The following is a 25,704-nucleotide window of genomic DNA, read 5'->3' on the forward strand; positions in this document are numbered from 1 at the left end:
GCTGCGGCCAAGGGTCGCGCTTCGCGGCAATAACGCAATCGTAGAGATCCCGACAGGAACTCTTGGGGCAGGCATGACTTGCCCCCCGAAGCCGGCCGTTCTGCCGGACAGGGGGACATCGGCGCATGCGCAAAGGCATTCTGGCAATCACCTGCGTGCTGGCCGTCGCCCTGGGGATCGGGGCGGCTTTGGGCTTCGGGGGGCCGATGATCGATCGGATCATGGGCGCCGAGACCGACGAGGACGGCGATGGCGGCCCCGAGGCGCAGATCGTTCGCACCGCCTTGGTCGAAGAGACCGAGATCGTCGAGCGGTTCTCGGCGGTCGGCGACACGCGGGCCATCCGCTCGGTGGATATCCTGGCGCGGACGGCGGGGGTGGTCGCCTCTTTCGACATTCCCGGCGGCGAGCGGGTCGAGGCCGGGTACAGTCTGGTGCAGTTGGATGACCGGGCCGAACGCGCCGCCCTGCGGCAGGTGGAGGCGCGGTTGGGCGATGCGCAGGCGACGGCCGCGCGGACGCGCGAGCTGTCGGATCGCAACGTCGCGGCTGATGCCTCGCTGGACACGGCGCTGGCCGATCTGGATCTGGCGCTGGCCGAACTGGATGCGGCCCGCATCGAGGTCGACGACCGCCACATCACCGCCCCCTTTGCCGGGACCGTCGGGCTGACCGATATCGAGATCGGTCGGCGGCTGGAACCGACCGATGTCATCACCACGCTGGACGACCTCTCGCAGGTCGAGATCGTCTTCAACCTTCCCGAATCGCTGTTCCAGCAGGTCGAGGCCGGGCAGATGCTGAAGGCCACCGGGGCGGGAAGCGATGACGTCTTCACGGGCGAGCTGTCCATCGTCGGCACGCGGATCGACCCGGCGGCGCGCTTCTTCGAGGTGCGCGGCGTCTTCGACAATCCTGACGGGCTGCTGACCACCGGCATGCTGATGAATGTCGACCTGACGCTCGAGACGCGGGCGGCGGCCACGGTGCCGGAGCTGGCCATCGTCAATATCGGCGACGAGGCCATCGTCTTCGTGCCCGAGGACGGTCAGGCGCGCGAGCGCACGGTGCGCACCGGGTTGCTGCAGGACGGCGCGGTCGAGATCCTGGAGGGTCTGGAGGCCGGCGAGACGGTGATCACCACCGGGCTGCAGGCCATCGAGGACGGCGATGCGGTCGAACCCGAGGACGAGGCCCAGGATGGTGAGGCCCAGGGGGACGAGACCACCGAAACCTCCGCCGCCGCCGCCGGGACCGCGCCATGACCCTGTCGGAACTGTGCCTGCGCCGACCGGTCTTGGCCATCGTCGCCAACCTGCTGATCCTGGTCGGCGGCACCGCGGCAGTCCTGTCCCTTCCGGTGCGCGAACTGCCCGATGTCGACACCGCCAACGTGACCATCAACGTGCCCTATGAAGGCGCCGCCCCCGAGGTGGTGGATGCCGAGATCGCGACGGTGATCGAAGGGGCCGTGGCGGGCATCTCGGGCATCCGCACCATCTCGTCGGACAGCGCGCGCGGCAACAGCCGCACGGTGATCGAGTTCGAGACCGGCGTCGACATCGACGTGGCCGCCAACGACGTGCGCGCCGAGGTGGCCCGGATTGCGGGCGACCTGCCGCTGCAGGCCGAAGATCCGACCGTGGCGAAAAGCGACGATCAGGGCGACCCGGTCATCCGCCTCAGCCTGACCAGCGAGCGGCAATCGGCCTCGGATCTGACCGATTTCGCGGACCGCTATCTGGTCGACCGGATCGCCACGATCAATGGCGTGGCCGATGTCACTATCGAGGGCGAACAGGCCTATGCCATGCGCATCTGGCTGGATCGCGGCGCCTTGGCGGCCCGCAGCATCACCAGTTCGGACGTCATCGAGGCGCTGGAGCGCAACAATATCGAACTGCCCGCCGGGGCGCTGGAGACGGGCGCGCGCCAGTTCCAGGTCCGCACCGACACGCGGCTGTCCGAGCCCGCCGAGTTCGAGGCCATCCCGGTCGGCGGGACGGCGGATTTCCCCGTCACCCTGGGCGAGGTCGCCCGCGTCGAACGCGGCGTCGAGGATGACAGCTCGATCCTGCGCGCCGACTTCCGTTCGGCGGTTGGGCTGTCGGTCCTGCGCCAGTCGCAGTCGAACACGGTCGAGATTTCCGCCGAGGTCGAGGCGCTTCTGCCCGAGCTGCGCGAAAGCCTGCCACCCGGGACCGAACTGACCGTCGCCAGCGACGATGCCGTCTTCATCCGCGCCTCGATCCGCGAGGTTCTGGTGACCTTGGGCATCACCACCGCCCTCGTCGTGGCGGTGATCGCGCTGTTCCTGGGCTCGCTGCGCGCGACGCTGGTGCCAGCGGTGACGATCCCGGTCGCGGTCGTGGGGGCCTGCGCGGGGCTGGCGCTGTTCGGCTTCTCGATCAACATCCTGACACTCTTCGCGCTGATCCTGGCTATCGGTCTGGTCGTCGACGATGCCATCGTGGTTCTGGAGAACGTGCAGCGCCGGGTGGAGAAGGGCGAGGACCCTCTGGCCGCCGCCGCCAACGGATCGCGGCAGGTGACCTTCGCGGTGATCGCCACCACGGCCGTCCTCGTGTCGGTCTTCGTCCCGATCTCGCTGCTGGAGGGCGAGGCGGGGCGGCTCTTCACCGAATTCGGCATCACCTTGGCCGTCGCGGTGATCGTGTCCAGCTTCGTGGCGCTGTCGCTGGCCCCGCTGCTGGCCTCGCGGCTCTTGCGACAGAACCAGAAGCCCGGATGGTTCGGGCGCCTGATCGACCGGTTCTTCGCAGCCCTCGAGGCGGGGTTCCGCCGCGTGCTGGGCCTGGTGCTGGCGCTGCCCTGGCTGGTGCTGGGGGGCGTGGCCTTTCTGGGGGCGCTGTCCTGGCCGCTGTTCGACCGCCTGCCGTCCGAACTGACGCCGGAAGAGGACCGGGGCATCTTCTTCATCAATGTCGATGGGCCGATCGGCGTGAACCTCAGCTATACCGATGCCGTGGTGACCGAGGTCGAGGAGATCCTGGCACCCTTGGTCGAGGATGGCACCGCCTTGGGCGTCACCTCGATCGTGGGTCGCTATGGCGATCTGAACCGCGCCTTCGTGATCGTCCGGCTGGCGGAATGGGGCGATCGGGACGACTCGCAATTCGAGGTCATCGAACGGGTCGAGCCTGCGCTGCAGCAGCTCAGCGCCGCCGATATCCGCGTGGACAGCCCCGCCGGGCTGGGCCTGCGCGGCGCGGGCAGCCCGCTGCAGATCCAGGTGGGCGGCCCGGACCGGGCCGAGGTGATCGAATGGGCGACCCTGATGCAGCGCGCGATGGAAGAGAACGACCAGCTGGTGAACGTCCAGAACGCCTACGAGCCGAACCAGCCCGGCTATCGCGTGACGGTGGACCGCGACCGGATCCGCGATCTGGGTCTGGATGCGGCGGATGTGTCCGAGGCGCTGCAGGTGCTGTTCGCCTCGGCCGAGGTCAGCGAATTCACCGAGGACGGCCGCCAGTATCCGGTGATCGTGCAGGCCGAGGATGCCGACCGCGTCTCGCCGCAGGACATCCGCGCCAGCTTCATCCGCACGGATCAGGGCCAGCTGGTGCCCCTGGCCGGTCTGGTGCAGATCGAGGACGATGCCGGCCCGCCCGCGCTGTATCGCTTCGACCGCCTGCCCTCGATCGAGCTGTCCTCCGGTCTGGCCGACGGCTATGATCTGGGCAGTGCCATCGCCTTCATCGAGGAGGCCGCCGAGGCGGAGCTGCCGGTCGAGGCCACCATGACGCTGGACGGTCAGGCGCGCGAGCTGCAGGATTCGTCCGGCGCGCTGTTCTTTGCCTTCGGGCTGGCGATCCTGATCGTGTTTCTGGTCCTGGCGGCGCAGTTCGAAAGCTTCATCCACCCGCTGATCATCATTCTGCCCATCCCGCTTGGCGTGACCGGCGCTCTTGGGACGCTGTTCCTGACCGGGCAGTCGCTCAACATCTACAGTCAGGTGGGGATGGTGCTGCTGATCGGGTTGATGGCCAAGAACGGCATCCTGATCGTCGAATTCGCCAACCAGCTGCGCGACGAGGGGAAGGACGTGCGCGAGGCGGCGATCGAGGGCGCCACATCGCGGCTGCGCGCCATCATGATGACGGTGGCCTCGACGCTTCTGGGCGCCGTGCCGCTGGTGCTGGCAAGCGGGGCGGGGGCGGAAAGCCGCGTGGCCATCGGTCTGGTGATCCTGGGGGGGCTCGCCTTCTCCAGCCTGCTGATCGTGATGGTGATCCCGCTGCTCTACATGCTGCTGGCCCCGCTGACCGCGCGCAAGGGACAGGCCAGCGAGGCGGTCGACAAGGCGCTTGACGGGCAGGGCGCTGCCTGAGAGCCCCTGCCGTCCGGGTTGGCGAGAACGTGAACCGGGGTCGGAAGGGATCCGCGCGGTGCGCCGAACCGGCCCCGGCCCCCAGCAAATGCGGGGTGGCCAGGCCCGGCGGGGCGCCTGCAGAACCCTGTCGCGCCGGGCGGAAACCCACTGCCCTTCGGCGCTCTGCCGCAGCTGTGTCTAGAATTTTACCCACTTCCGCGATAGGGCAGGGCACCGGTCCGGCGCTTTTCCATTGCCTTGCGCAAGCAACCGGCCAAACTGTTTCAATCAGAGCGCGAACGGCGGGCCGCGGTGCCAGACCCGTCCCGCGCCAGATCCGTCCCGCGAAGGAGACACCCCGATGAGCCTTGCGACCGCAGACGAGCGCTATTTTGTCAGCCTGGTCAACGAGACCCGCGCCGACCTTGGCCTCGCGCCCCTGCGGATCGCCCGCGCGCTGAACGACTCCGCCGATGCGCATACCCGCTGGATGCTGGAGGCGGATGTGTTCGCGCATGCCGGCGCCGGGGGATCCTCGGCCTCGGGACGCATCGCGGAGGCGGGCTTTCCGATGGAGGGGCACAGCTGGGGCACTGCCGAGAACCTGGCCTATGTCGGGGTCAGCGGCGGCGGCGATCTGCGCGACGAGGTCCGGCAGTTGCACAGTAACCTGGTGGACAGCCCCAGCCATTACGAGAACATCGTCTCGCCCCGGATGGACTATATCGGCATTGGCCTGGAGGTCGGCAATTTCCAAGGCCATACGGTCCTGATGGCCACGCAGAACTTCGGGCGCACGACCGGCCAGCCTGCGCTGGATAGCGGGATGCTGCCGCTGGTCTCGCCGCCGGCGCTGGACCTGGATGTGCAGACCCGGGCCGAATGGCTTGCCGAAGAGTTCGACGGTGCCTTGCGGGGGTCATGGGCCGATGGCCGCACGATCCTGGGGACCACCGGGGCGGATGACATGCGCCTCGGCACGGGCCATGATCTGGCCCGGGGGGGCGACGGGAACGACTGGATGGCCGGCGGGGCAGGGCATGACACTCTCTATGGGGGTGCGGGCCATGACCGCCTGATCGGCGGCGCGGGCTTCGATCTTCTGGTCGGCGGCGACGGGAACGACACCCTGGATGGGCATCGCGGCAATGACCGGCTTGTCGGAGGCAATGGCCATGACCTGCTGCGCGGCGGTGCGGGCAATGACGCGCTGAACGGCGGCGCGGGCCACGACACCCTTCTGGGCGGCCCCGGGCATGACCGGATGACCGGAGGTGCGGGCTTCGATTATCTCAATGGCGGTGCGGGCTTCGACACGCTGCGCGGCGGGGCGGGCAACGACACGCTGATCGGAGGCGTCGGCAACGACCTGCTGGTGGGCGGCAGCGGGCGCGATACCTTCGTGTTCCGCGATGGGCATGGCGCCGACCGGATCGCCGACTATCAGCCCGGGATCGATCGCCTGCTGATCGACGAGGCTCTGATGCCCGGCTCGGTGGCGGGGCTCCTTGACAACGTCATCCGCGAGACCGACACGGGCCTCGTGCTGGAGTTCGGCGACGGCGACAGGATCACCCTCGACGGTCGCGGCCTGACCGCCGAGGACATCATCGACGACATCTTCCTGATCTGATCCGGCGCAACCAGGGCCTCGTCCTCCTCCCGTCCGGCGGGGCCATCCCGGACGGCCGCGCCCGGGCAGCTTCGGGGCCGCCGGGCCGCCATACCCGCCCGCGTTCCGCTTTTTGCGCATCCGCAGCTTGATCCCCCGGCCCCTTTCTGTCTATGACAGGATCACGCGCAAGGACCCGGTGAAAGCCCGGGTGGCTCTTCCGGCCGCCGATCCGCCGGACAATCCTTTGATAGACCCCAGACCGACGCCGGACCGCCTCAGAGACGGCCCTTCGAGACGGGGTCATGGATAAGACATGATTTCACTGACCGACTACCGCCACCAATGGTTCGGCAATGTCCGGGGCGACCTTCTGTCCGGGCTCGTCGTGGCGCTGGCCCTGATCCCCGAGGCGATCGCCTTTTCGATCATCGCCGGCGTGGACCCCCGCGTGGGGCTTTACGCCAGCTTCTCCATCGCCGTGCTGATCGCCTTCGTGGGCGGCAGGCCCGGGATGATCTCGGCGGCGACCGCCGCGACCGCCGTGCTGATGATCACGCTGGTGCGCGATCACGGGCTGGAATATCTGCTGGCCGCCACTGTGCTGGCGGGCCTGATCCAGATCGGCGCGGGGCTGCTGAAGCTGGGCCGCTTCATGCGCTATGTCTCGAAATCGGTGATGACCGGCTTCGTGAACGCGCTGGCGATCCTGATCTTCATGGCCCAGCTGACCGAGCTGGACCTGTCGGTGCCCGGCGTCACTTGGCTGACCTATCTGCTGGTGGCCGCCGGTCTGGCGATCATCTATCTGGTGCCGCGCCTGACCACGGCGATCCCCTCGCCGCTGGTCACCATCATCGTGCTGACGGTGCTGGTCTGGCTGATGGGCTGGGACGTGCGCACGGTGGGCGACATGGGCGCGCTGCCCGACACGCTGCCGGTCTTCCTGATCCCCGACATTCCGCTGAACCTGACCACGCTGCAGATCATCCTGCCCTATTCGATCGCCGTCGCCATCGTGGGTCTGCTGGAAAGCCTGATGACGCAGAACATCGTCGACGACCTGACCGACACGAAATCCGACCGCAATCAGGAATGCATCGGTCAGGGCATCGCGAACACCGCCACCGGCTTCATCGGCGGCATGGCGGGCTGCGCGATGATCGGGCAGTCGATCATCAACGTCAAATCTGGCGGACGGGGTCGGCTGTCCTGCTTCACGGCGGGCGTGGTGCTGCTGGTCCTGGTCGTGGGCCTGGGCGACCTTGTCGCGCAGATTCCGATGCCGGCGCTGGTCGCGATCATGATCATGGTGTCGATCGGCACGTTCAGCTGGTCCTCGATCGGCAACCTGAGGACCCATCCCCGGTCCTCCTCGGTGGTGATGATCGCGACGGTGGTGACGGTGGTCTACACCCACAACCTGGCCATCGGCGTGCTGGTCGGCGTGATGCTGTCGGGGATCTTCTTCGCCGCCAAGATCGCGCAGCTGTTCCGCATCCGCTCCAGCCTGTCCCAGGACGGGCGCACCCGCACCTATCTGGTCGAGGGGCAGCTATTCTACGGCTCGGCCGAGGATTTCGCCGAGGCCTTCGACTTCAAGGAGGCGGTCGAGAAGGTGGTCATCGACGTCAGCGGGGCGCATATCTGGGACATCAGTTCCGTGCAGGCGCTGGACATGGCGATCCTCAAGTTCCGCCGCGACGGGGCCGAGGTCGAGCTGATCGGCATGAACGAAGCGTCCGAGACGCTGGTCGACAAGCTGGCCATCCACGACAAGCCCGGCGCGCTCGACAAGCTGATGTCGCATTGAGGGAGGGAAGATCATGACCGACAGGATACTCGCACTGGTCGACGGCTCGGCCTATTCGGAAAGCGTCTGCCACCACACCGCCTGGATCGCGGCGCGCCTGAACGCCTCGGTGGACGTGATGCATGTCCTGGGCCGTCGCGAGATCGGCACGACCCAGAACCTGTCCGGCGCGCTGACGCTTGGCGCGCGGTCGGCGCTGCTGGAAGAACTGGCAAGCGCCGACGAAAGCCGCGCCCGGCTGGCCCAGATCAAGGGCCGCGCCATCCTGGAGGACGCGCAGGCGATCCTGCGGACCGATGGCGTGGGCCAGGTCACCCCGCATCTGCGCAAGGGCGACATCCTGGAGGCGGTGCAGCAGGCCGAGCCCGACCTGCGCGCCATCGTCATCGGCAAGCGTGGCGAGGGGGCCGAGTTCGCCTCGGCGCATCTGGGCTCGAACCTGGAACGCATCGTGCGCGCCTCGAAGGTGCCGGTCTTCGTGGCCTCGCGCGCCTTCGCGCCGGTCACCAAGGTGCTGGTGGCCTTCGACGGCAGCGCCTCGGCGGTCCGGGCGGTCCAGCGGATGGCGAAAAGCCCGGTCTTTCACGGGCTGCAGGTGACGCTGCTCTTCGCGGGCACTGTCACCCCGGCGCTGCGCGGCAGGCTGGACGATGCCGTGCTGACGCTGGCCGCCACCGGGCTGCAGGTCGATACCCGCATCCAGCCCGGCGAGCCAGAGGAGGTTCTGCAAGCGGTCGTCGCCGCCGAGGGCTATGGCCTGCTGGTGATGGGCGCCTATGGCCATTCCCGCATCCGCCACCTGATCATCGGATCGACCACCACCGCCATGGTGCAGGCCGTCCGAATTCCGGTACTGATGTATCGCTGAGATGCCCGCACGCCGCCGAAACCGGCGGCTGCGGGACGAACCCGAGCAGGGGTGAGATGCGTTGACGATCATGACCAGCGGCAAGGAGAGCCCCATGACCCCCTCGGACGATCCCGCCGCGCTGGACCGCTTTCTGGCCGCGCAGGAGGGCACCCATGACATCGCGCTGGCCGAGCTGACGCGCGGGCGCAAGCAGAGCCATTGGATGTGGTTCATCTTTCCGCAACTGCGCGGGCTGGGGCGCTCGTCCATGGCGCATCATTACGGCATCGCGGATCTGGACGAGGCGCGGCGCTATCTGGCCCATCCGGTCCTCGGCTCGCGCCTGCAGGCTGCGGCGCAAGCGACCCTGGCCCATCCGGCCAGCCTGGTCGAGGTGATCTTCGGCCCGGTCGATGCCGCCAAGCTGCGCTCGTCCGCGACCCTCTTCGCGGCAGCCGGAGGCGACAGCGATGTCTTCGACCGCCTGATCGAGACCTTCTTCGACGGCCAGCCCTGCGCGGCGACGCAGGCGCGCCTTGGCAAAGGCTCGCCCGACAGGACCTGACGCAGGGGCAGGCCCCAAGCCGGGCGCTAGGCCCGGGGCACCGCCTGCACATGCGGCACCACGGCGCCATCGACATGGCCCGAGATGCCGGCGGCATTGGCCTCGTCCGTGTCGATATGCATCTCGGTCACCGTGCCGGGGACGACGCGGACCAGCGTATGGGAAAAGACCAGCCCGCGCCCGTCGGCGCCCTGCACCTCGATCTCGACCATCTCGCCGTCCGACAGCCCCATCGCCTCCGCCTCGGCGGGGTTGGTGTGGATGTGGCGGGCGGCGACGATCAGGCCGTCGGTCTCGATCGTGCCGGCCGGGCCGATCAGCCGCACCTTGGGCGTGCCCTCCAGCTGGCCGCTGTTGCGGACCGGCGCGTCGATGCCCAGGGCGAAGCTGTCGGTGCGCGACACCTCGATCTGGGTGCGCGGGCGCAGCGGGCCCAGGATCGCCACACGCTCCAGCCGGCCCTTGGGGCCTTCCAGCGTCACACGCTCTTCGGCCACCCAGTTGCCGGGCTGGCGCAGGGGCGCGCCCTCGGTCAAGCGGTAATTTGGGCCGAAGAGCGCCTGCACCGAAGCCTCCGACAGATGCACGTGCCGCCCCGAGACGGCGACCGGAACCGGGCGCGGCGCCAAGGCGGGACGTTGCAACATCGCGCGGACCTCGCGCGCGATCATCAGCTGCTCGGCCGTCTCGGTCACGACGATGGCCACGCGGCTGCCCTGCGCCTGGATCTGCGGCGCGGCGCGGTCCGACAGATCGGGCGCGCGGTTGCGGTCATCGTCCAGCATCAGCCCCATGAAGGACAGCCCGTCGCAGATCCGCCGCCGCATCGAGGCCGAGTTCTGCCCGATGCCCCCCGTAAAGACGACCGCATCCACACCGCCCATCGCCGCCGCATAGCTGCCCAGATACTTGCGCACCCGATAGGCATAGAGGTTGATCGCCAACTGCGCCTCGGCATCCCCTTGGGCGGCGCGATCCTCGACATCACGCATGTCCGGGCTGCCGGTCAGCGCCTTCAGCCCGCTGTCGGAATAGAGCGCGGCTTCGATGGCCGCCACGCCGAGCCCCAGATGGCGCTGCAGGAAGCCGAAGGCGCCGGGGTCGATGTCGCCCGAGCGGGTGCCCATCACCAGCCCCTCCAGCGGCGTCATGCCCATCGAGCTGTCGATGCTGGCCCCGTATTGCACCGCGCAGGCGCTGGCGCCGTTGCCCAGATGCACGCTGATGATCCGCAGGTCGGACAAGGGCTGGCCAAGCGCCTCGGCTGCCCGCTGCGCCACGTATTTGTGCGAGGTGCCGTGAAAACCGAAGCGGCGCAGCCCCGCGTCGCGCCAGGCGGGGGGCACGGCATAGGTGGTGGCGCGGGCCGGGTTGGTCAGATGGAAGCTGGTGTCGAAGACCGCAACCTGCGGCAGGTCGGGCCAGATGCGCGAGGCGAGGCGCAGCCCCTCCAGCATGGCGGGGTTGTGCAGCGGCGCCAGCGGCGTCAGCGCCTCGATCCGGGCGATCACAGCGTCATCGATGCGGGCGGGGCCGGTGAACTCGGTCCCGCCATGTGCTAGGCGGTGGCCCACCGCGTCGATCGCGTCCAGGCCCCGCTCGGCCAGCACGCCCGGCACCGCCGCGATGGCCGCCGCCAGATCGGCATGCGGGGCGCGGCCCTGTTCGAGCGGGCCCTCCGCGCCCTCGAAGGACAGATCGCAGCCCCCCTCGCGGAAGCGGTCGAAGCTGCCTTTGAAGATCTGGCGGTCGCCCTCGAACAGGCCGAACTTCAGGCTGGAACTGCCTGCATTGAAAACGAGAACGCGCATGGGGAAGGAAGTCCTTTCCGTGAGAAGGCGGCATCTGTGTCTTGGCACAGGCCATAGCGGCTGTGCGTTAACAGAATGTGATGCCCCTCAGCGGCAGCTTCCGGAATCGGTGCCCGCGGCGCGCAATGCCCATTCGGTCATCTGCGTGACCAGTTGCCGGGCAGCGGTGTCGAAGGCCGGGATCAGGTCGGCGGTGCGGGTGCCGGCGGCCGGGACCGTGGCCGAGAAGCCGGCGCGCGAGATCACGTCGGCCTCCATCTCGCCGACCATCTGTGCCTCGACCGACAGGCGCACGACCACGCCCCCCTCGGGGGTCAGCTCGGCGTTGAAATCCCCGATCTCGCTGATCAGGGCCACGTCGCCCGACAGGCCCAGAGGCGCGCGGCCCACATGCTCGAAGCTGCCGGTGGCGCCCAGGCTCTGCACCAGCAGGCGCTGCAGCATCGCGGGCACGGTATCGCCCCATTCCGCATCGGACAGGTATTGCGTCTGCAATGCCGAGGGGCGGATCATGATGCGGTTGCTGTCCAGCGTGGCGCGGGCCTTGGGCGGCTCGACCACCAGTTCCCCCACCCGCGAACGGCTGCAGGTCAAAGCCGGGGGCGGGCGCAGCTCGAACAGGTCGCGGTCGGGCTCGCCCTGCAGGGCGGAGAGCGCACCGCAGCCGGGCAGGGTCGCGATCAGCAGGATCAGGGGCAGGCGCATGGGAAACCTCATCTGCGGAATTCGGGGGTCCGGGGGCCGGACAGAAGCTGCGTGGGGTCGCGGCGCAGGGTGGACACAAGCTGGCTCATGTTCTCGACCAGCGCGCGCATGTCCTGGCTGAGGCGGCCGATCTGGGGCAACGTCTCGCCCGCGAAGGATTGCACCGGCCCGCCTGCGCCCTCGACCACCCCGCGCAGCGAGGTGAAGGCGGCGGCGGCACCATCGGCCGCCTGGCGCAGGCTGGCGCTGATCTGGGGCAGGTCGTCGGGCAGGCGGGCCAGCGCGCTGTTCAGCGCGGCCAGCGTGGCGCGCAGATCGCCGGCCACCGGGGCCAGATCGCGGGTGATGACCGTGTCTGCCGCGTCAAAGGCCCGCGTCCCCGAGGCCAGTGCCGTGTCCAGCCCGTCCAGGCTGGCCTCGCCGCGTTCGGTCAGCGTGGTCAGTCCGGCGGCGCTGCGTTCCAGCTGCTGGGTCAGCGTCGTCAGGTCGCCCGAGACATAGCCATCCACCCCCTCCAGCGTGGCGGTCGCGGCGGCCAGCGTCGACTCGGCCTGCGTCGCGGCATCGGCAAAGCGGTCCAGAGTCGTGCCCGCGCTGCGGCTGAGTTCGTCCATCTGCGCGCCGAAGGACGCGATCCCGGTGGCGGCGGTCGAGATGGCCTCGGTCGCCGTCGCCACATCGTCCAAGGCTTGATCCAGATTGCCGCTGGAGCGTTCGACATTGTCGAGGATCGCGGTCACACGGGCCTGATTTTCCGCGCCCAGGATCAGGGTCAGCTGCTCGGCCACCAGACCGAGGCGCTCGATGATCTGCGGGCCCTCGTCGGTCAGCGTCTGCAGCGCCGAGCGGCTGGAGGCGATGACCGGCACCTTGGACGTGTCCGCCTCGCGCAGCAGCGGCGTGCGGTCCGATCCGGCGCTGACCGCGACCAGCGCCACGCCGGTGACGCCCTGCACCTCCAGCGCGGCGGTGCTGTCGGCGCGGATGGGCGTGTCCAACGTCACCTCCAGTCGCACGCGGACCGGCAGCGGATTGCCCGGCGCCAGCTGCATGTCGACGACCCGGCCCACCGCCAGACCGGCAAAGCGCACCTCGGACGAGGGGCCGAGCCCCGAGACCTCGGGGAAATAGACGTCGTAATAGGCGAATTGCCGGTCCAGCTGCAGCTGCGCGAACCACAGCACGAAGCCCAGGATGCCCAGGAACCCCGCCAGGGTGAAGGCGCCGATCAGGGCGTAATTGGCCTTGGTTTCCATCGCTCAGTCCTTCGTCTCGGCGGCACGCGCCCGGGGGCCGTGGAAATATTCATGCACCCAGGGGTGATCGACGCCCAGCATCTCGTCCATGGTGCCGGTGGTCAGGACCTTGCGTTCGGCCAGCACCGCCACGCGGTCGCAGCAGGCATGCAGCGTGTCCAGGTCATGGGTGACCAGAAAGACCGACAGGTTCAGCGCGTCGCGCAGGGTGACGATCAGCCGGTCGAAGGCGGTGGCGCCGATCGGGTCCAGCCCGGCGGTGGGCTCGTCCAGAAACAGGATCTCGGGGTCCAGCGCCAGCGCCCGGGCCAGTCCCGCCCGCTTGCGCATCCCTCCCGACAGGTCCGAGGGGAAATTCTCGTTGGCCTTCCACGGCAGCCCGGCCATGCTGACCTTCAGCTCCGCCAGCCCCCGCCGCTGCGCGTCGGTCAGTCCGGGAACGGCGTTCAGCGGCACCTCGACATTCTCGCGCACGGTCAGCGAGGAAAACAGCGCGCCGTCCTGGAACATCACGCCCCATCGCTGCTCCAGCGCCCGCCGGTCGGCACCCGACAGGCTGCCGATGCGCTGGCCCAGCACGTCGATCTCGCCCGCCTGCGCGGCCTCCAGCCCCACGATGGCGCGCAGCAGCACCGACTTGCCGGTGCCCGATCCGCCGACCACGCCCAGGATCTCGCCGCGCCTCAGGTCAAGATCCAGCCCCTCATGCACGACATGGGTGCCGAACTGGGTGCGCAGCCCCCGGACGCGGACGACGGGATCGTCGCTCATAGCCCCACCTGCGCGAAGAAGATCGAGAAGGCCGCATCCGCGATGATGACGGCAAAGATCGCGCTGACCACCGCGGACGAGGTCATCCGGCCGAGCGATTCCGCATCCTTGCCGACCTGCATCCCGGCATGGCAGCCGATCACCCCGATGATGACCGCAAACACCGGCGCCTTGGACAAGCCCACGATGGCATGGGTCACGCTGACATCGGACAGTCGCGCCAGGAAGACCGAGGGCGAGATGCCCAGCTCGACCCAGGACATCACCGCCCCGCCCAGAAGCCCCATCAGCGCCGAGACCAGCCCCAGGATCGGCAGCATGACGACCAGCGCCAGCACGCGCGGCAGGATCAGCACCAGATCGGGGTCCAGCCCCAGGGTGCGCATCGCGTCGATCTCTTGGCGCATCTTCATCGACCCGATCGAGGCCGTCAGGGCCGAGGCCGTGCGCCCCGCCACCACGATCGCGGTCAGCAGGATGCCCAGTTCGCGCAGGATGGAAATGGCGATCAGGTCGACGACGAAGACCTCGGCCCCGAACTGGCGCAGCTGGTCCGAGCCTTGGAAGGCCAGCACCACGCCGATCAGGAAGGACATGACGGCGACGATGGGCACGGCGCGCAGGCCGGTCTCCTGCGCGTGATGGACCAGCGCGGTCATCGGAAAGCGCGAGGGATGGCGCAGCCCCCGCGCCATCGCCGCCAGCACGCGGCCCAGATATTCCGCCAGCGCGATCAGATAGACCAGCATGCCGACCATCCGGGCGCCGGTCGCCTCGAAGATGCGGCGCCAGCGGGCTTGGGCGGGCGGGCTGTCATCCGCCTCCGGCAGGGCTGCGGTCACCGTGTCCAGAAGGCCCTGATGATGCTTCGAGAGGCCGGTCAGCGTGGCGCCCCGGTCGCGACGCTGCGCCAGCTCCCACGCGCCGGCGGTGTCCATGCGAGTGACGCCCGCAAGATCGATGCGTTGCGCGGCGGGGGTGTCGGACAGCGCCGACAGGGACCAGACGACCAGATCGCCGCTCAGCACGAGGCCATCGCCCTCGACCGCGACCGACAGATCGGGGCGGGCCGCCGTCGCCCCGGTCATGGGCGGGTGCGGGCGGAGGTCAGGGGCGGGCGCGGTCCTGACCTTCGGCGGGCGTCGCTTGGCGCCGCCTTGGGCCGTACTGCCGGACAGGAGCCTGCCCCGCGGGGCAGGCGCGGGGCAGGGAGGATCGCAGTCGTCACGCGTCGCGCTTCCTTGTGCCGGGAATGGTCGAAGGACCGGGCCCTTGGGGCCCGACCGCCGGGGGGATGGCATCGAGGTCCGTCTCTGACCGCCCTGATGCCCCGCGGGCGGCCGTGCCGCATTGATCCAGATCAGCCCGCCGGGGCGGGTGAGCCTTGACCTCTGGTCTAGGCCCCTGCCGCCGCTGCGGCAAGGCCGTTCGCAACGAGGGGTCGCGGGTGGCGGATCACGGACGCCGCGCCATGATCCACAGGAAGAAGACCCCGCCGATCAGGCCGGTGACGACGCCGATGGGGATGTCCTCGGGGGCCATGGCCACCCGGGCCAGCGCATCGGCGCAGATCAGGAAGACCGCGCCTGCGAAGGCCGAGCCCGGCAGCACCCGGGCATTGTCGCCGCCCAAGACCAGCCGCACCAGATGCGGCATCATCAGGCCGACGAAGCCGATCAACCCAGAAAAGGCCACCATGATGCCGGTGATCAGCGCCGCCGCGACGAAGACGGTCAGGCGAAAGCGCCCGACCTCCAGCCCCAGGCTGGCAGCGGTCTCGTCGCCCAGGCTCATGGCGTTCAGCCGCCCGGCCTGCGCCCAGAGCCACAGCCCGCAGGGCACCAGCACCGCCAGCGGCCACAGCAGATGCGACCATTGCGCCAGGCCGAGGCCCCCCAGCATCCAGAAGACCACCGTATGCGTGGCGCGCGGATCGCCCAGAAAGATCAGGATATTGGCACAGGCCATGAGCACGAAGCTGACCGCCACGCCGGTCAGGACCAGCCGGTCGGCGCTGCCCGCGCCCGCCATCCGCGCCGCGCCCAGGACCAGCACCGTGGCCAGCAGCGCGCCCCCGAAGGACATCAGCGGCACGGTCAGCGCGCCGAGGAACATCCCCGTATGCAGCAGCGCCGCGATCGCCCCCAGGGCCCCGCCCGACGAGATCCCCAGCAGATGCGGATCGGCCAGCGGGTTGCGCGTCACCGCCTGCAGCGCCGCGCCCACAAGGCCCAGCCCCGCGCCGACCAGACCCGCCAGGATCGCGCGGGGCAGGCGGATCTGCCAGACGATGCTGGCCTGTCCCGTGCTCCAGTCCGGAGTGACCAGGCCCGGAACTAGGCGGTCCAGCACCACGCCCCAGACCGTGGACAGGGGCACCGCGACCGCGCCCACCGACACGGCCATGCCGATGGCCATGACCAGCACCGCCACCAGGACGGTGCCCAGCCCCAGCCTCAGCCCCCGGCGCTGCGCGGTCAGGATCGCGGTGGTGTCGGGCATCGCTCAGTCCCCCGCAAAGCCCGCGACCAGCTTCTCGACGGCGCGGATGTTGCGGGGGCCGGGTGTCGCCTCGACATAGTCCAGGACGACGAAGCGGTCGTTCCGGACCGCGTCGATCCCGGCCAGCGCGGGATTGGTCCGCAGGAAGTCGATCTTCTGGTCCGCCGTCACGTCGCCGTAATCGACGATCACGATGACCTGCGGATCGCGGTCGGCCACCGGCTCCCAGCTGATCTCGGCCCAGCTTTTGGGCAGGTCGTCCATGATGTTGCGCCCGCCCGCGGCCTCGATCAGGGCGGTGGGCATGCCGTGCGCGCCGGCGGTGAAGGGCGCCTCGGTGCCGCTGTCATAGACGAAGACCCGCAGCGGGGCGGCGCCATCCGTCCCTTCGGTCAGCGCCGCCAGGTCCGCGCGCCAGCCATCCACCAGCGCCTGCGCCCGGTCCTCGACGGCGAAGATGCGGCCCAGGTTGAGGATGTCGGCATACATGTCCTCCATGCTGGACCCGTCGCGCGGACCCAGATGGATGCAGCTTTCGGTCAGCTCATAGACGGCGATCCCGAAGGGGGCCAGCGTGTCGGGGGTGACCTCTCCGCCGACCGTCATGCCGTAATTCCAGCCCGCGAAGAAGAAATCCGTGCCCGCCCCGGCCAGCACCTCCTTGCCGGGATAGCGGGCCGACAGCTCGGGCAGTTCGGCCACGCCGTCGCGCATCCCATCGTCCAGCGTCTTCCAGCCCGAAATGCCGGTATAGCCGACCATCCGGTCGCGCAGGCCCAGGACCAGCATCATCTCGGTCAGGTTCACGTCGTTGGACACGGCGCGGGCGGGGGGCGCGTCGAAGGTCACCTGACGGTCGCAGCTTTGCACGGTCACGGGATGAGCCAGCGCGGCGGGGGCCGACAGCAGCAGGGCGGTAAGGGACAGGCGGATCACGGGGCGGTCCTTTCGGGGGTCGTCACAGATGGAAGGAAAAGCGCGGCGCGGAGCCGGAGCGGTCGATCCGGGCACCCACGCGGAAGGCGCGGGCCAGCACGGATTCGCTCAGCGCGCGGTCGGGCGGGCCGTCGGCCAGGATGCGCCCCTCGGACAGGACCAGGATGCGGTCGGCGAAGCGGGCGGCCAGCGTCAGGTCGTGCAGCGTGGCGATCACCGTCAGGCCCAGGCCGCGCAGCAGGGCCAGCAGTTCCAGCTGGTGGCGGATGTCCAGGTGGTTGGTGGGCTCGTCCAGCACGATCACGCGCGGCTCTTGCGCCAGGGCCCGGGCGACCGCGACGCGCTGCCGCTCGCCGCCCGACAGGCTGCCGAAGGCGCGGTCGGCCAAGGGCGTCACGTCCATCCGCTCCAGCGCCGCCGCGATGAGGGGGGCGTCGCCCGGGTCGGGACCGGCCCATCCGGCCGCCCATCCGCGCCGGTGCGGCAGGCGGCCAAGCGCCACGATCTGGCGGGCGGTCAGCGCGAAATCGGTGGGCTGCTCCTGCAGGACGGCGGCCATCTGGCGGGCGGCTTCGGCGGCGACCATCTGCCACAGGTCGCGCCCCAGCAGCCGGACGGTGCCCTGCTGTGGGGCGTGGTGGCGATAGATCAGCCGCAGAAGCGAGGTCTTGCCCGCCCCGTTCGCCCCGCAGATCGCCACGATCTGTCCCTGCGGCACCGCGAAGCTCAGATCCGACAGGATCCGAGGGCCCCGGGGCGGCGCCCAGCTGACACCCGACAGCTGCACCGCAGCCGGGATCGCCGCCGAAAGCGGCGTGACAAAATCGGGCGCGGCCAGGGGCCGGCGCGAGGGATCATCCATCGAAATCTCCTTCCGGGACACCCCGCCCGGTGGTCGTCGGTTTCGATGGCAGGTCTCCTGACTTCGCGGGTCGTGACCTCCCCCGCCTTCCCGCACCCGGTGGGGCGCAGTGGCATCGGGGGACGCTCGCCGCTTACAGTTGCGGGGGCAGTCACGGATTTGGCGCCTGTTGGCTACACCGCACCGTGTTCCCTTTTCACCCGGCCGCGCGTGGCTTGGCCGGGAACCATCAGCACCCTGAATGCCGCCGCTACGGCGGCAGGTCAAGCCGGAAGGCCGCGCGCCTCAGGCCCGCAGGCGCAGATAGTCGGCCAGCCATCCCCGCGCGTCGAAGGCGCCGTCCTGCGTGGGCTGATAGATCTGCCGGTCCAGCCGGTCCAGCAGGCGGCGATGCGCGGGGCTGTCGGCCCCCCGCCAGGCCCGGTGATCGGCGGCCGCCGCGCGCAGCGCCACCAGATCGCCCCGGGCCGCCGCCGCGCGCAGGGCGCCCGCATGGGGGTTGGGCCGAAGCCCCCGCAGCCGGTGGCGCAGATCAGGCAGCCGGCGCCGCAGCACCGCCAGAAGCCCCGCCCCGAAGCCCAGGGCCGCCAGCCCCGCCATCGTCCAGCCCGGCCCCAGCCCCGAGGCCAGCCCCGAGGAGGTGGTGAAGCCCGCAAAGCCGAAGGGGATCGGCTTCATCGCCGCGACCTCGACCCGGCGGGCGTCGGTGTCGAACCAGACGAAGGGCACGGCCGGCAGCACGCCCGGCTCGCCGGTGCGGGGGCGCATCTGCCATTCCCAGACCACGCGCGCCACCGGGCCCTGCGGGGTCGGGGTGGTCTCGCGGATCTCGGGCAGGGTGAAGCTGATCAGCCAGGGCTGGCTGATGTCGGGGCGGGGCGGCAGGTGATGGGCCATCGCGCCCAGGGCCTCGATCGTGACTCGCCGGGTCAGGATGTCGGTCGGCAGCAGCCGGCCCGGCGGGGCCGACAGCTCGTCGGTCAGGACCAGCGTGCGGGCGGTCATCGGCCGGCTGCCATGGGGGAAGGGCTTCACGGTCAGCCGCGTGGGGTCTGATGTCACGCGCAGCGGCTCGCGTGCGCCGGCGCGGGTGATATGGGTCAGGTCATGGACCAGCGGGCCGATCGTCAGATCCCCGGCCTGCCGCGGGAACAGCGCGATGTCGCGCTCGAAGATCTGGATCATGCGACCGCCGATGCGTTCCTGAAACCAGCGGTCCTGATCGATCTGCATCCAGTCATAGGCGTCCGAGCCGGGGAACTTCAGATCCTCCAGCGAGACGGTCAGGTCGTATTCGCCGCGCAAAGTCAGGCGCACCATCTCGGCCACCACCGGGTTGCCGTGATCGTGCAGGATCATCAGCCGCGCCTCGCCCGGCGCCAGAGGCGGGGATTCGGCCTGCAGCGGGCCGGCCCAGAGGAGCAGCAGCAGGACCAGCCTTATCACCACGGGTCGCCCGCCTCGGGGCGGATCAGCCCCATCTGGGTGCGGCGGTCATGCTCGGCCTGCAGACGCAGGGTCAGGAACTCGCCCGGATCGTCGGTAATCGTCTCCAGCCAGGCATCGCTGGCGGCCATGCCGCGCGCCAGCGGCGGGCGTCGCCAGCTTTCCGAGGCGGCCTCGGTCATCGCATTGGCGATCAGATCGTCCGTGGGGCGGCCTCCGGCGCCGAAGATGCGGCCCGGCGCGGTGCTGTCGCCCAGCTGGGGCGGAAACATCGTGGCGACCAGATCGCGGCTGGCCCGGGCCTGTTCGTCGGCGGGCGTGGCAAAAAGGACCGCGTCGAAATAGGCGACCGACAGCGGGTAATCGCCCGTCGCCGCCAGGGACAGCGCCCGGTTGTAGGTCTGCGCGCGTCCCGCCCGGGCGAAATCCGCATCGGCCCGGGCGAAATCGCCCCGACGGTAATGCGCCACGCCGCGCGCCCCGTCATCGTCCAGAAGCGCCAGCGCCACGCCCTCGGCGCCAAGGCGCAAAGCCAGGGTGCCGATCCCGCCGGGGCCGGCATAGGCCAGAAGCGCCAGCGCGCCGGCCAGAAGGATCGCCGCCGCCCTCATCGCGCGCGCCTCAGCATCATCATAAGGGGCAGGGCGGCCAGCGCGGCCAGGAACGGGCCCAGATCCAGAAAGCCGAGCGCCGTCAGGGCGGGATCGCGGGTCGTCTCGCCGCCGCGCTGCAGCCGCACGGCCAGCCGGTCGACCTCGGCGGCCTCGATCACCTGACCGCCGCCCCGCACCAGCCGGGCCAGTGCCCCGGGCGGGGGCAGGGGAACCCCCGGCGGGGCGCCCTCGATCCGCAGGGCCCAGATCCGCCCTCCGGCGGCGGCGATGCGCTCGGCCTCGGCCAGCGCCTGCGCATCCACCCCGCCCCCGTCCGAGATCAGCACCAGATCGGCGCGGTCGGCTTCGGTCAGCATCTGTCCCGCCAGACCGAGGGCGGCGGCGGGGCGGCTGCCCTGTCCCGGCACCGTGTCGACGTCCAGCACCGCGACCAGCGTCTGCAGCGTGCGCGGATCGGTGGTGGGGGCCGAGGCGGCATAGGCCTCTCCGCTGAAGAGGATCAGGCCGGTGGGGCGCCCGTCCAAGCCCTGCAGCAGCGCCGCCGCCGCCTGCTGCGCCGCGGCCAGCGCCGGGCCGCGTGCGACCGAGGGCGACATGTCGATGGCGATCAGCACGCTGTCGGTGCGCGCCAGCAAGGGCGCATCGGCCCGGCGGATAGCGGGACTGGACAGGCCCAGGATCAATGCCAGCAGCGCGACCACCGGCAGCAGCCGCACCCATCCGTTCGTCGCGCCGTCGAAGCCGCCAAGCGCCTGCATCGCGGCCAGCATCTGCGGCGGCATCACCTGCTCCCACCCCCCCGCCTGCGGTCCGCGCCGCCAGGCCAGCACCGCCAGCGCGATGGCGGGCAAGAGCGCCGCCAGCCACCAGGGGCGCAAGAGGATCAGCCCGCTCATGCCCGCCGGCCCGTCAGGATGCGGGGGTCCAGAAGCGCCACGGCCATCAGCAGGGCCGCCAGCGCGGCGGGCCAGATCCACAGCCCCTGCCAGTAGCGCAGCGGAGGCCGCTCGCCCGGGCTGGGCTCCAGCCGGTCCAGCGCCTCGGCCATGGCCTGCAGATCGGGGGTGCTGCGGACGCGGAACAGGGCGCCGCCCGCCATCTCGGCCACGGCGCGCAGCGTGGCCACGTCGACGGCGTCGCGGGCGGCGGGGCGGCTTTCCAGATCCTCGGGGCCAAGCGCGATGGTGTGGACGCGCAGCCCATGGGCGGCGGCCAGCCGCGCGGCCTCGATCGCCGGGACGCTGCCCGAGGTGTCCACCCCGTCCGACAGCAGGACGACCACGCGGCTTGGCGCCTCGCTGCCGTCCAGCCGCCGGATCGCCAGCCCCAGCCCGTCCGCGATGGCCGTGCCGCGCCCCGAGATGCCGATCTGCGCCTCGTCGATGGCCTGCACCACGGCGCCCATGTCGAAGGTCAGGGGGGCTGCCACATAGGCGCGGCCGCCGAAGATGACCAGCCCGATCCGGTCGCCGGTCCGCCCTGCCACGAAGGCGCGGGCGGTGGCCTTGACGGCGTCCAGGCGCGAGACGGGCTGGCCGTCCAGGGTGAAATCCTGCTGCTCCATGCTGCCCGACAGGTCCAGCGCCAGCACGATGTCGCGGCCGCTGGCGGGGATGACATCGGCCTGCCGCTCGACGCGCGGCCCGGCCAGCGCCAGGACCAGCAGCACCCAGGCCAGCGCCGCCAGCCAGGGCGTGTCGCGCAGGTCGGGCAGGCCCGCCGCCTCCCCGGCGGGCGCCAGATGGGCGGGCACGCGCAAGGCCCGGCGGGGCTGCACCAAAGGTGGCAGCAGCCAGCGCAGAAGCAGCGGCAAAGGCAGCAGGACCAGCAGCCAGGGGGCGGCGAGGCTCATCGCCGCCACATCCGGCACAGGCGGGCGCGGCGGGCCAGACGCTCGATGCGGCGGTCCGAGGGGGGCGGGGCGGCACCATAGGCGGCGGCGCGCAGGGCGTCGGGCAGATGGCCCAGATGCCGCGCCAGGGCCAGCATCCGCTGCGGCACCGGCAGGGCGCGCAGATCGGCCAGCCGGGTCCTGCGGCGGGGGGCGCGGCGGCGGGTCAGGGGCAGGACCGCCGCCGCGACGACCAGCCCGGACAGGATGCCGAAGGCCAGCAGCGCCGCCATCTCGGGCAGCGACAGCGTGGCCATCGTCAGGGGCAGGCGGACCGGCGACAGGGCCTGCATCATCTGGTCATGGGTCACGGGTCCACCCGGCGCGGCAGGGCGCCAAGCGCCGACAAGAGGTCCATCTGCCGCCCCAGATCGGCGGGCTGCAGCCGCGCCAGTCGGGCGGTGCCGTCATGGGTGACGGGCAGGGGCCGGGCGGGGGGCGCCAGCTCCAGCGGATCGAGGATCAGCGCGACCTCCAGTTGCCGCTTCCGGGCCAGGCGCGACAGGGCGGCCTGCGCGGACGGCCAGCCGTCGGGCGCGGTGGTCAGGATCACGCGGGCGCCGGCGGGCGCCTGGCCGGCGGCCAGGGACAGCGCCTCGGTCAGCGAGGCTTGGGGCCCGGGGGTCGCGTCCAGCGCCGCCGCATGGCGATCGGCCAAGAGGCGGCACAGCCCCGCCATGTGCCGGTCGCCCGGCGTTGGGGGCAGGGCGCGCACGCCCTGCGGGTCGGCGACGATCAGCCCCACCGCGCCCTGCCGCCCCACCGCCTGCCAGCCGCTCGCCGCCAGATGCAGCGCGCCGCTGACCGAGCGCAGCGCGGCCCCGGTGCCCCATAGCATCGGGGCGCGAAAATCCGCGATCAGCAGGGTGATGTCGTCGCGATCCTCGTGCAGCGCGCGGACATGGGGCGTGCCGGTCCGCGCCGTGGCCGAGGGGTCCAGCCGGCGCGGGTCGTCGCCCGGCACATAGGCGCGGATCTCGCGCAGGTCCATGCCGCTGCCGGGCTGGCGCGAGGCCATGACGCCGGACCGTCGCGCCATGGGCCTGGCCCGCGCGCCCCGGGTGGCACCAAGGCGCAGGTCCAGCAGGTCGCGCAGGGGCAGCGCGATCCCGGGTGCCTGGCGCCAGGCCGCTACCACGGGCGGATCGCCTGCAGCGCCTCGTCGATCAGCCGGCGCCCGTCGCGCCCCTCGCTCTGCGCCTTCCAGTCCGGGACCAGCCGGTGGGCCAGCGCGTCGGGGGCCAGCGCGGCGACATCCTCGGGCAGCCCGTGATCGCGCCCGTCCAGCCAGGCCCGCGCCCGGACCGCCGTCGCCAGGGCCAGCGTGCCGCGCGGCGAGACGGGATGTTCGACCGCGTCGGCCAGCAGCCCGCCGGGCCGGGTCGACATCACCAGCCGGATGATGAAATCCTTGAGCACGGGGGCCAGATGCACCGCCGCCACCTGCGCGCGGGCGCGGGCCAGATCGCCCGCCTCGATGCGAGGGCCTGCCGAAGGAGGCGCGCTTCGCCCCTCGGCCTCGACCATGTCCAGGATGGCGCGCTCGTCCTCGGCGCCCGGCAGGTCCAGGCGCAGATGCAGCAGGAAGCGGTCCATCTGCGCCTCGGGCAGCGGGAAGGTGCCCTCGTGCTCGATCGGGTTCTGGGTCGCCACGACCATGAAGGGATCGGGCAGGGGGCGGGTCTGGCCGCCGGTCGTGACCTGGCCCTCGGCCATGGCCTCCAGCAGGGCGGATTGCACCTTGGGGGGCGCGCGGTTGATCTCGTCCACCAGGACGATGTTGTGGAAGACCGGGCCGGGCAGGAAGTCGAACCGGCCCGTCTCGGGGCGGAAGATCTGGCTGCCGGTCAGGTCCGAGGGCAAGAGGTCGGGCGTGCACTGGATGCGGGCGTGATCGCCCGGCAGCCGCGCGGCCAGCTGCTTGACCGCCCGCGTCTTGGCGATGCCCGGCGGGCCTTCCAGCAGGACATGGCCGCCGGTCAGGCAGGCGATCAGCAGCCGCTCCACCAGCCAGTCATGGCCCACCAGCGTCCGCGCCACGTCCTCGGCCAGCGCCCGGACCATGTCGCGCGCGACATCGCTTTCGCCCAGAGCGTCCATGCTGCCTCCCTCGTTGCTTGCAGATTGTGCAGCCAGTCGGATCACGTTGCCAGCGCGGCGAGGCCCCTTGCCACCAAAGTCGGGGCGCCGGCGGTTCCGCCTTTGGGGAGGCCCCGGGTTGACGCCACAGGCGCAAACGTCGAACAAGCGGTATCGTTTGACGCCTTGGGGGGATCTTCGCCATGACCGACCGCCACCGCCGCCTTGTCCGTGCCGCCCTGCTGGGGGGATCGCTGATCGCGACCTCAGCCCATGCGCAGGACTGGCCGTCCGAGCCGGTCCATGTCTTCGTGGGCTTTCCGGCGGGCTCGTCGCCCGACACCATCGCGCGGCTGGTGGCCGAGCCGCTGGCCGAGGCGCTTGGTCAACCGGTCGTGGTCGAGAACCGGCCCGGGGCCGGGGGCGTGATCGGCGTCCAGCAGATGCTGGCGCGGGGCCAGGACGATTACAGCTTCGGCATCACCATCAACGGCCCCCTGACGACCGCGGCGCGGCTGATCCCGGATCTGGGCTATGACCCGCAGGCCGACATCGCCCCGGTCGGGCTGATCGCCACCAGCCCGCTGGTCCTGGCCGTCGCCGCCGATTTTCCCGCCGACAGCGCCGAGGCCTTCCTCGAGGCCGCCCGCGCCGAGCCCGAGGCGATCAGCTATGGCTCGGTCGGCGAGGGATCGGGCGCGCATCTGACGGCAGAACTGTTCGCCGGGGCGGCGGGGGTCGAGCTGTTCCACATCCCCTTCCAGAGCTATGCCGAGGTCACCACCTCGATCCTGGGCGGAGAGATCGACAGCGGCTTCATGGCGCCCTCGGCCGCGCTGCCGCAGGTGGAGGCGGGCACGATGAAGATGCTGGGCATCACCTCGGCCGAGGCCTTCGCGCAGGTGCCCGACGTGCCGGTGCTGGCCGGGCAGGCGGGGCTGCCCGAGGATTTCCGGGCCGAGCTGTGGAACGCCTTCATCGCCCCCGCCGGGACCGATCCCGCCATCGTCGCGCGGCTGAACGAGGAGCTGGGCCGCATCCTGCAGGACCCCACCGTGACCGAGCGGCTGCTGGCCATGGGCTGGCAGGTCCAGCCCGGCACGCCCGAGGATCTGACGAAGCGCATCGCTGACGACACCGCGCTGTGGGGCGGCGTGATCGACGGCCTGCCTGCGGCGAACTGAGCCTTGCCCGGCCCGATCTCCGGCCCGACACCCGACTGGCACGATCTGGCCTGGGGCGCGGTGCTGGCCCTGACGGGGCTGGCCGTGGCCGGCTATGCGGCGCTGCACTATGAGTTCGGCACCCTGCGCCGGATGGGGCCGGGCTTCTTTCCGGTGGTGCTGGGGCTGGGGCTGGCGGGCCTGGGCCTGCTGATCGCGATCCCTGCGCTGAACCGCCCCGGCCAGGTCCGGCCCTTTGCCTGGGCGCAGGCGGTGGGCGTCATCGGGTCGCTCTTGGTCTTCGGCCTGCTGCTGGACCGGATCGGCCTGATGGCCAGCACGGCGCTGAGCGTGGCGATCTCCAGCGCGGTGGCGCCGCGCGGCGGCCTTCTGTGGCGGGCTCTGCTGACGCTGGCGGTGACCGCGCTGGTCTGGCTGCTGTTCATCGCCGGGCTGAACCTGTCGATCCCCGTCTGGCCATGGAGCCGCTGA

Annotated in this window: 23 protein-coding genes, 1 riboswitch and 1 other annotated feature; of the genes, 8 read left to right on the forward strand and 15 right to left on the reverse strand. The window is 70.9% G+C overall.

What is annotated here, in order from left to right; all coding sequences use genetic code 11:
- The first annotated feature begins 125 nt into the window (after positions 1-125).
- From FA743_RS04770 to FA743_RS04800, 6 genes are all read left to right on the forward strand, one after another.
- On the forward strand, positions 126-1,265 hold the full coding sequence (locus tag FA743_RS04770; RefSeq protein WP_136884750.1) for an efflux RND transporter periplasmic adaptor subunit: 1,140 nt from the start codon (positions 126-128) through the stop codon (positions 1,263-1,265).
- Positions 1,262-4,354, forward strand: coding sequence for an efflux RND transporter permease subunit (locus FA743_RS04775; RefSeq protein WP_136884751.1), 3,093 nt, complete (start codon positions 1,262-1,264; stop codon positions 4,352-4,354). The genes FA743_RS04770 and FA743_RS04775 overlap by 4 nt, the downstream gene beginning before the upstream one ends.
- Before the next feature lie 343 nt (positions 4,355-4,697).
- Positions 4,698-5,969 (forward strand): CAP domain-containing protein, encoded by a 1,272-nt coding sequence (locus FA743_RS20780; protein WP_136884752.1) that lies wholly within the window; start codon positions 4,698-4,700, stop codon positions 5,967-5,969.
- A 168-nt stretch (positions 5,970-6,137) separates the two neighbouring features.
- Positions 6,138-6,193, forward strand: a sequence feature (sul1 is cis-regulatory element that is thought to sense ions involved in sulfur or methionine metabolism; They are found in Alphaproteobacteria).
- A gap of 71 nt (positions 6,194-6,264) precedes the next feature.
- Positions 6,265-7,761: a SulP family inorganic anion transporter gene (locus tag FA743_RS04790; protein WP_136884754.1), complete on the forward strand. Its 1,497-nt coding sequence runs from the start codon at positions 6,265-6,267 to the stop codon at positions 7,759-7,761.
- A gap of 13 nt (positions 7,762-7,774) precedes the next feature.
- Positions 7,775-8,629 carry a universal stress protein gene (locus tag FA743_RS04795; protein ID WP_136884755.1) on the forward strand — a complete coding sequence of 285 codons (855 nt, stop codon included), beginning with the start codon at positions 7,775-7,777 and terminating at the stop codon, positions 8,627-8,629.
- A gap of 94 nt (positions 8,630-8,723) precedes the next feature.
- Positions 8,724-9,176, forward strand: a complete 453-nt coding sequence (locus FA743_RS04800) for a DUF1810 domain-containing protein (RefSeq protein ID WP_136884756.1) — start codon at positions 8,724-8,726, stop codon at positions 9,174-9,176.
- Positions 9,177-9,202: 26 nt separating this feature from the next.
- Here FA743_RS04800 and FA743_RS04805 read toward each other — a convergent pair whose 3' ends face one another.
- From FA743_RS04805 to FA743_RS04875, 15 genes are all read right to left on the reverse strand, one after another.
- A complete protein-coding gene (locus FA743_RS04805; protein ID WP_136884757.1) occupies positions 9,203-10,987 on the reverse strand; it encodes an acetate/propionate family kinase in 1,785 nt (594 codons plus the stop codon).
- A gap of 87 nt (positions 10,988-11,074) precedes the next feature.
- On the reverse strand, positions 11,075-11,692 hold the full coding sequence (locus tag FA743_RS04810) for an ABC-type transport auxiliary lipoprotein family protein (RefSeq protein WP_136884758.1): 618 nt from the start codon (positions 11,690-11,692) through the stop codon (positions 11,075-11,077).
- An 8-nt stretch (positions 11,693-11,700) separates the two neighbouring features.
- Positions 11,701-12,948 (reverse strand): MlaD family protein, encoded by a 1,248-nt coding sequence (locus FA743_RS04815; protein WP_136884759.1) that lies wholly within the window; start codon positions 12,946-12,948, stop codon positions 11,701-11,703.
- Between the two features lie 3 nt (positions 12,949-12,951).
- The gene (locus tag FA743_RS04820) at positions 12,952-13,719 is read right to left on the reverse strand and encodes an ABC transporter ATP-binding protein (protein WP_136884760.1); all 768 of its coding nucleotides are present in this window, start codon (positions 13,717-13,719) and stop codon (positions 12,952-12,954) included.
- Complete coding sequence (locus FA743_RS04825; RefSeq protein ID WP_136884761.1) at positions 13,716-14,807, reverse strand: ABC transporter permease; 1,092 nt, start codon at positions 14,805-14,807, stop codon at positions 13,716-13,718. The genes FA743_RS04820 and FA743_RS04825 overlap by 4 nt, the downstream gene beginning before the upstream one ends.
- A gap of 367 nt (positions 14,808-15,174) precedes the next feature.
- The gene (locus FA743_RS04830; RefSeq protein ID WP_136884762.1) at positions 15,175-16,221 is read right to left on the reverse strand and encodes a FecCD family ABC transporter permease; all 1,047 of its coding nucleotides are present in this window, start codon (positions 16,219-16,221) and stop codon (positions 15,175-15,177) included.
- Positions 16,222-16,224: 3 nt separating this feature from the next.
- Positions 16,225-17,154, reverse strand: coding sequence for an ABC transporter substrate-binding protein (locus FA743_RS04835; protein WP_246054852.1), 930 nt, complete (start codon positions 17,152-17,154; stop codon positions 16,225-16,227).
- 25 nt (positions 17,155-17,179) lie between these two features.
- On the reverse strand, positions 17,180-18,019 hold the full coding sequence (locus FA743_RS04840) for an ABC transporter ATP-binding protein (protein WP_136884763.1): 840 nt from the start codon (positions 18,017-18,019) through the stop codon (positions 17,180-17,182).
- Positions 18,020-18,049: 30 nt separating this feature from the next.
- Positions 18,050-18,265, reverse strand: a riboswitch (cobalamin riboswitch).
- A 39-nt stretch (positions 18,266-18,304) separates the two neighbouring features.
- Positions 18,305-19,468 carry a BatD family protein gene (locus FA743_RS04845; RefSeq protein WP_136884764.1) on the reverse strand — a complete coding sequence of 388 codons (1,164 nt, stop codon included), beginning with the start codon at positions 19,466-19,468 and terminating at the stop codon, positions 18,305-18,307.
- Entirely contained in the window at positions 19,462-20,076 is a 615-nt protein-coding gene (locus tag FA743_RS04850) for a hypothetical protein (protein WP_136884765.1), read from the reverse strand. The genes FA743_RS04845 and FA743_RS04850 overlap by 7 nt, the downstream gene beginning before the upstream one ends.
- Entirely contained in the window at positions 20,073-20,975 is a 903-nt protein-coding gene (locus FA743_RS04855; protein WP_136884766.1) for a VWA domain-containing protein, read from the reverse strand. Before FA743_RS04855 ends, FA743_RS04850 begins: the two co-directional genes overlap by 4 nt.
- Positions 20,972-21,931 carry a VWA domain-containing protein gene (locus FA743_RS04860; RefSeq protein WP_136884767.1) on the reverse strand — a complete coding sequence of 320 codons (960 nt, stop codon included), beginning with the start codon at positions 21,929-21,931 and terminating at the stop codon, positions 20,972-20,974. The genes FA743_RS04855 and FA743_RS04860 overlap by 4 nt, the downstream gene beginning before the upstream one ends.
- A complete protein-coding gene (locus FA743_RS04865) occupies positions 21,928-22,281 on the reverse strand; it encodes a hypothetical protein (RefSeq protein ID WP_136884768.1) in 354 nt (117 codons plus the stop codon). The genes FA743_RS04860 and FA743_RS04865 overlap by 4 nt, the downstream gene beginning before the upstream one ends.
- On the reverse strand, positions 22,278-23,108 hold the full coding sequence (locus FA743_RS04870) for a DUF58 domain-containing protein (protein ID WP_136884769.1): 831 nt from the start codon (positions 23,106-23,108) through the stop codon (positions 22,278-22,280). The genes FA743_RS04865 and FA743_RS04870 overlap by 4 nt, the downstream gene beginning before the upstream one ends.
- Positions 23,102-24,070: an AAA family ATPase gene (locus tag FA743_RS04875; protein ID WP_136884770.1), complete on the reverse strand. Its 969-nt coding sequence runs from the start codon at positions 24,068-24,070 to the stop codon at positions 23,102-23,104. The genes FA743_RS04870 and FA743_RS04875 overlap by 7 nt, the downstream gene beginning before the upstream one ends.
- A gap of 182 nt (positions 24,071-24,252) precedes the next feature.
- Here FA743_RS04875 and FA743_RS04880 point away from each other — a divergent pair, with 182 nt between their 5' ends.
- On the forward strand, positions 24,253-25,233 hold the full coding sequence (locus FA743_RS04880) for a Bug family tripartite tricarboxylate transporter substrate binding protein (RefSeq protein WP_136884771.1): 981 nt from the start codon (positions 24,253-24,255) through the stop codon (positions 25,231-25,233).
- Between the two features lie 3 nt (positions 25,234-25,236).
- Complete coding sequence (locus FA743_RS04885; RefSeq protein ID WP_136884772.1) at positions 25,237-25,704, forward strand: tripartite tricarboxylate transporter TctB family protein; 468 nt, start codon at positions 25,237-25,239, stop codon at positions 25,702-25,704.

The sequence above is a fragment of the Paracoccus gahaiensis genome, from assembly GCF_005048225.1.
Lineage (GTDB): Bacteria > Pseudomonadota > Alphaproteobacteria > Rhodobacterales > Rhodobacteraceae > Paracoccus > Paracoccus gahaiensis.